This window comes from Streptomyces katrae (assembly GCF_000966975.1).
Lineage (GTDB): Bacteria > Actinomycetota > Actinomycetes > Streptomycetales > Streptomycetaceae > Streptomyces > Streptomyces katrae.
This window is the reverse complement of record NZ_JZWV01001506.1, coordinates 1-2164: the sequence shown is the minus strand read 5'-3', so window position 1 is coordinate 2164 and position 2164 is coordinate 1. Positions and strand designations below refer to the sequence as shown.

General features: G+C 70.2%; 2 protein-coding genes. Both read right to left on the bottom strand.

Annotated elements, in window-relative coordinates:
• Positions 1–489: 489 nt before the first annotated feature.
• Positions 490–1974, bottom strand: a complete 1485-nt coding sequence (locus tag VR44_RS38705) for a glycosyltransferase (protein ID WP_245692872.1) — start codon at positions 1972–1974, stop codon at positions 490–492.
• Entirely contained in the window at positions 1971–2132 is a 162-nt protein-coding gene (locus tag VR44_RS46235) for a hypothetical protein (protein WP_169791096.1), read from the bottom strand. The genes VR44_RS38705 and VR44_RS46235 overlap by 4 nt, the downstream gene beginning before the upstream one ends.
• Between the last annotated feature and the right edge of the window lie 32 nt (positions 2133–2164).

The window sequence follows — 2164 nt, the reverse complement described above, 5'->3', positions numbered from 1 at the left end:
CCGCTCAGAGATGTGTATAAGAGACAGTTCCAGCACCGGCACCGCCCAAACCGCGACGACGAGGCGGGGATGTCCTGACTGGATAGAGCTCCAGAGCTCCACGACAGCCACCTGCCTTCGTTGCGGCAGTGCCGAGCCAAACTCGACCTCCTCCGAACCCGGATGCTCCTCAGAACCTAACCACCCCACGAGTTCACAAGATCAGCGACAGAGTCCATATCGCCGGCTTCCGCTGCCTACTCGAACAACGCGCCCGCCGAACGCGCGACCACGCGGACTTCACCACCGAATGGCTGCCCCACACCTGAGCCCGAGGCCCTCGGCCTCCGGTGCCGCCCGGCGTCACGACGGCGGGGCGACCTCGACCGTGAACAACCCCCGGGTGCCGATCGTCTCGCAGAAGCTGCGGCATCGGCTCGGCCAACTCCCGCCGCGGCCGGTAAAACGTCGTCGGGGATGTCGCGGGTATCGCCGGCCGACGGCCTGCGGTCACAGGCCGACCTCGACGGTGGTTCGGGTGCCCCAGCGGTTGATGCGGTGGCAGGTGGCCATGGCGTATAGGTACATCGGCCGCAGGACGACCGCGCGCCAGAGGGCCGCCACGGGAGCCAGGGCGAACAGGAGGAGGGCCTGACGTGCGGTCATGTCCGAGCGTCGCACGGTGAACAGGCGCAGGGCCATCAGGTAGCTCATCGCGGTCGCGATGACCAGGCCGGAGAGGAGCAGTGTTCCCCGGTGGCCGCGCAGGTCCGGCTGGGCGAGGACCGCCACGGGGATGGCGAGGCCGAGCAGGATGTGGACGTATTCGGCGACGGTCGTCCAGAAGACGATGCCGGTGGCGGGGAGGTAGCGCAGCCACCACAGGTGGCGCACGGTGGTGCCGCGCATCCAGCGCATCTGCTGGCGCAGGTAGTGGCCGGGCCGTTCCGGGGCGAGGGTGAACACCAGGGAGGAGGGCTGGTGGACGGTGTCTCCCGCCAGCAGGCCGTAGAAGGTCAGCATGGAATCGTCGTTCATCTGCATGGGCCGGCCGCGGAACGTCTCGTTCTCGTACACCCCGGCCGCACCCCTGACGATGTCCGCCCGGTAGAAGGCGAGGGTGCCGGAGTTGATCGTGACCCTTCCGAGTACGGACTGGGCGCTGCGCAGTCCGCGGGTGAAGGGCAGGTAGAGCAGGTTGATCATCCTGGTCAGGGCGTTGGCGTCGTGATTGAGGACGAGGACCTGGCCGGCGACGGAGGTGACCTTGGGGTCGGCGAAGGGCTTGAGGCCTTCTTCGACCGCGTGGGGGTCGAGGACGGAGTCGCTGTCGAGGGTGACGAAGACGTCGGCGTCGTCGTCGGCGAGGACGGTCATCTGGGCATGGCGTTTCCCCCGGTTGGGTGTGCGGTTCCAGGTGACTTCCGGTGTGCTGGGGGCCCGGGTGTGCCGCAGGAGTTCCGCGCGGACGTCGTCATAGGTGAAGGGGTTGCCGTCGTCGTCGACCGATCCGTCGTCGACGACGCGGATCCTCTGTACGGGTCGGGTCTGGCGCAGCACGGAGTCGAGGCAGGCGCGCAGGGCTTGGGGGTCCTCGTTGTAGACGGGGATCTGGACGGTGACGGTGAGGGCGTCGAGGGCGGGACGCGCTGCGGGCGGGGCCGTCCTGGGGCGTTCGAGCCAGGACAGGGGAACCCACCACAGCAGCAGGAAGGAGACCAGCCAGGCCAGGGCCATGCCCCCGGGCTGGCCGCCGGTCCATGATGCGACGAGGCTCGCCGCGTGGGCGGCGCCCCAGGCGAGGAAGGCGGTGAGGGGTATGACAGCAAGCAGGACCAGGGTCCGGGGGCGGACGTGGCGGGCGCGGGGCGGCTCCGTCGCGGCGGTCGGGAAGGGTGTCGGGGCCGGAGGCGCCTGAGGCGTGCGGAGGGGGGCGGGTCCGGCCGCGGCACCGGTGGGCCGGGCCGTGGCGGAGGTGTCGGGGCGGGGGGTCACTGGTGCACCGGTCCCTTCCCCCGGCGGAACGTCAGTCGTACCAGCAGTGCTCCGAGGACTACGGTGGCGACGCTTGCGCCGACGAGCCACAGCTGGCCGGTGGCGAGACCGGTGGCTGCCAGGGTGCCGCCGGGGGCGGTGACGGATGCGTAGGGCATGGGGGGCTTCCTTCGCGATGGGGGCGGTTGGG